4 protein-coding genes and 1 pseudogene are annotated in these 3,788 nt (G+C 38.6%); 1 reads left to right on the top strand and 4 read right to left on the bottom strand.

The genetic code is table 11. From position 1 onward, the window contains the following. Positions 1 to 383: 383 nt before the first annotated feature. Positions 384 to 815, top strand: a pseudogene (locus tag ACH0QE_RS24795) (IS110 family transposase); the annotation flags it as partial. A gap of 421 nt (positions 816 to 1,236) precedes the next feature. On the opposite strand, the gene ACH0QE_RS24790 reads toward ACH0QE_RS24795, so the two are convergent. From ACH0QE_RS24790 to ACH0QE_RS24775, 4 genes are all read right to left on the bottom strand, one after another. Beyond that, complete coding sequence (locus ACH0QE_RS24790) at positions 1,237 to 1,479, bottom strand: hypothetical protein (protein WP_415803099.1); 243 nt, start codon at positions 1,477 to 1,479, stop codon at positions 1,237 to 1,239. A 12-nt stretch (positions 1,480 to 1,491) separates the two neighbouring features. Then, on the bottom strand, positions 1,492 to 2,166 hold the full coding sequence (locus tag ACH0QE_RS24785) for a response regulator transcription factor (protein ID WP_415803098.1): 675 nt from the start codon (positions 2,164 to 2,166) through the stop codon (positions 1,492 to 1,494). A 5-nt stretch (positions 2,167 to 2,171) separates the two neighbouring features. Beyond that, positions 2,172 to 3,545: a sensor histidine kinase gene (locus tag ACH0QE_RS24780; RefSeq protein ID WP_415803097.1), complete on the bottom strand. Its 1,374-nt coding sequence runs from the start codon at positions 3,543 to 3,545 to the stop codon at positions 2,172 to 2,174. A 138-nt stretch (positions 3,546 to 3,683) separates the two neighbouring features. Beyond that, positions 3,684 to 3,779: a hypothetical protein gene (locus ACH0QE_RS24775; protein ID WP_415803100.1), complete on the bottom strand. Its 96-nt coding sequence runs from the start codon at positions 3,777 to 3,779 to the stop codon at positions 3,684 to 3,686. Positions 3,780 to 3,788: the final 9 nt, after the last annotated feature.

Raw genomic sequence — 3,788 nt, 5'->3', positions numbered from 1 at the left:
GATGTATCTCGACATTAATCTAGGCTGCCAACACTCTACTTAACTTGGTATAGTTTTAACCTTGTTTATTAGTAGATGAATAATATTATCAATTAATTTATTTTATTGTTATACTAAACTCCTTCGTGCAATAAGGTCATCCAGAAAAGAAAATATTTCTGGTTGACCTTTTTAAATGGTCTTATTATAAAGGTAGCCGGGGTAAAACGTAACTGCTCGGGGGACCTTAATCCCGTCAGCTAAAACAGTTTGCCCCCTGCTTGTAGAAACATGATTGAGGCTGTTTGGTACATAGGCTCTCGTATAACAAGCGAAGCTGTGAAACTGCAAGGAGATTAAAGGAAATGGTACCGGCAAAATAAAAGATTAGGAGATCGTTATGAATGAATCCAGTCGTTCGTCTGGATATTTCTACGGGGGAAAGTCAGGTTCAAGCTTTTATCGATAAAGGGAAAACATTCCGTTAGAGCTTTAATGCATTTCATTCACTTCAGGGTCTTGGTTTACTTGTAGAGTTTTTAGAGGTAGTACAAAAAGAAATAGGTCTAAAACCTCCTGTCATTCTTGAAGCTATTTGGACACTATCAAAAAGCAGTAGTCCAATATTTAGAGGAACGTGGGTATTTATTAATTATTATCAGCCCTTTACTTTCCTACAAGGCGAAGATTTTCAAGTTTAAGGAAAGTAAAGACAGATGCCGTCGATGCTTACCACCTCTGTGAGTTATTTTACAAGGAAGAGTTAGAGCCCTTAAGAAGCAAGGGGTTTTCAGTTATTAATCCTCGGTAATCTTACAAGACAACACGAGAATATTAACCTTGTTAAATAAAGAAAAAGACGTATGCCAATTCATACTTCAATACTTGTGTCATTTATTAATAAAACAACCGAAAACGTAAACCTTTATTAAGAAACAGACTCGCCTTCATCACTTAGTTTTCTGCCAGGATAATTTCCTTAAAGTCTAATTGTTCTAGTACTTTATAGCATTTATAGTAACCATTATTCTCAAACACAACGATTGCCGGATCTTTCCAAAATGGATGCAAATGATTCCCCTCCCTCTATAATTATTAATAAATACCTTTAACCTGTTTGTAGGATGCTATATTTTTTCGGCAATCATGCCAAAGCTTGCAGTGCTTTTGCAGCATCATCCTGGGGTTCAACAAGAAAATAAAACAGTCTTCCTTGTTCATAATGTAAACGAGGAAGACAAAAAAGGTTATGACTTCTTATTTTTTTCGATTAATGCGGTTGAACACCATCCATAGCAGCAATCCAATTCCAAGCATTATAAGAAACAGCCAAAAAGCCTGACCGAACCAGAAACGCATATGATGGTACATCATTTGCCTTCCCATCATCATCCCCATGGAATTTGGCGGGAACCATATCATTCTGACTACGAAAAATAGGAAAGACAAACCTGTTATGGTCGCAAATATCATTATGATGATCGGCCATAAACGCTTCATTTTTCATCACCACTATTCCATTTTATATCCAATACCCCAAACTGTCTTAACAATAGACTTATCCACTCCAGCTTTTTGCAACTTTTCACGAAGGTTCTTGATATGCGAATCCACAGTCCGGTCCTCACCCATGAATTCCATTCCCCAAATCATATCCACCAGTTGTTCTCGTGATAAGACTTTCCCCCTGTGCTCGATTAGTGCAGCGAGAATGTCGAATTCAGTCTGTGTCAGGTTGATTCTCATTCCTTCATATATTGCTTCCCTTGCGATGAGATCAATAACCATCCCTTGATACTTCAAGATGTTCTCTAAAGAATTGGAATGGCCGGTCCTCCTTAGGAGGGCTTTGACCCTTACTAGCAGCTCTGCTTCATCAAAAGGTTTGACAAGGTAATCATCCGCTCCTGTTGATAAGCCTGTAACTTTGTCCTCAACTGTACCCTTAGCAGTAAGCATGATGATTGGCAAGTCAGACATTTTGCGCACATGCTGTATTGTCTCCCACCCATCCATCATTGGCATCATTACATCCAGGATCATCAGATTGTAGTCATCCTTGCGAAGCATATCAATTGCCTCCTGTCCGTCCTCCGCTTCCTCCACCTGATAGCCCTCATTAAGCAGATAAAGTTTAACCAACTTTCTCATTTGTGCCTCGTCGTCAACAATTAATATTTTGTTCATTCCATTCACTCCTTGCAAGTTTTTAAGTAGATGGTAAAAACAGTTCCTTCATTCAGCTTACTGTTGACCTGAATCTGTCCACCATGGGCTTCGATGATTTGCTTCACCACATAAAGTCCAAGACCTGTTCCTCCAGTTTTCCTTCCCCTTGAACGTTCAACACGGTAAAATCTATCCCAGATTCGGGAAAGCTCAGGCTCAGGTATTCCTTCCCCAGTATCACAGATTTCTACAACAACAAGATCCTTTTTGATCGAGGATCGAATGGTAATTTCGCCTTCAGTGCTGTATTTTACTGCGTTTTCAAGCAGGTTGTAGAAAACCTGCTCCATTCTCTCTTTATCTACTTTTGTTTTCGGCAGTCCGTCCTCAAGTTCAAGAGTGATCTTCAGTCCTTTTTTTACCACTTCAGGTCGGAGGTTCGTAGCTGTTTTATTAATTAGCTCATTTAGGTTGACCGGCCTTTTATCCAGTTCGAATTTTCCCACCTGAAGCTTGCTCATTTCAAACAGGTCATTAATCATGATGGATAGTCGCTGTGCCTCTTTATTTATGATTGATAAGTACTCCTCTTTTTCTTCGTCGCTATTTGCCATTCCTTTTTTTAACACATCGCTGTACCCTTTGATGTATGTCAAAGGAGTCCGAAGTTCATGGGATACAGCAGCCAGAAATTCGTTCCTACTATCTTCAAAGTATTGAAGTTGTTCACCCAACTTCTGGATAGATATACCAAGTTGGGCTACTTCATCCCCTCCTTTGACCGGAATCGTTTGCCTATACTTTCCCAAGGACATTTTAGAAGTGGCTTCCTTCATTGCGAGCAATGGACTGGTCAGTTTTTTTGACAAAATACCGATAAGCCCAAAAGCCAAGAGGATAATCCCAATACTGGCTATAGTGATAAGGGCATTCATGACAAAGACGATTTCTCTGAGGATGTTTGAAGGATAGTACATGTAAACATACCCTGCTTGATTGCCAATCATAGAGACAGAGATGATATAGCGATGGTCCCTCCAATCATCTTCTAGAATATAACTGCTTTTTTCCCTGTTTTCTGCAAGATGCTTCATCATGTCATTGTCGGGTTCTTTTGAAGAAGCGATGATATTGTTTTCGGAATCCACAATAAGCACCTCAGTTGTGACTCCTTGTTCCATTTCAACCACATGGCCAATCGTTGTCCGGTCGAAGTTTTCATTTAAAATACGGGCATGGTTATTTCCGCGAGTCAGGACATCCTGCTTAATATAATCAATCAAGACATTAGTGAAAACACCATAGAGGATCAAACCCAACAGTAGAAGAAAGCAGGCAAATATCGCACTGAATAAAAGACCCAATTTAAAAGATATATTCTTCAACTTAGAAGGCATATTAAATTCTCACCCTAACTCATCGACTAGTTCATTTAATTTGTATTATTCATTATATAATAGATTAAAAAAATCAAGAAAATGTGGAGAAATTTGATTATCTGTAACCGTCAAGTAGTTTTGAACAGTTTTTGCTCATTAAGTTTGAACACTTTTTGCTTCAAAAATTGTTCTTCTATTTTTAATTCTATAACTCTCTCCGTTTAAGTGAATGACTTCAACTTTATGAAGCAACCGGTCCAA

The organism is Mesobacillus sp. (assembly GCF_047739415.1).
In the GTDB taxonomy this organism is placed as follows: Bacteria; Bacillota; Bacilli; order Bacillales; family Cytobacillaceae; genus Mesobacillus.
The sequence above is the reverse complement of the archived record's forward strand: the minus strand, read 5'-3'. Positions and strand labels throughout refer to the sequence as shown.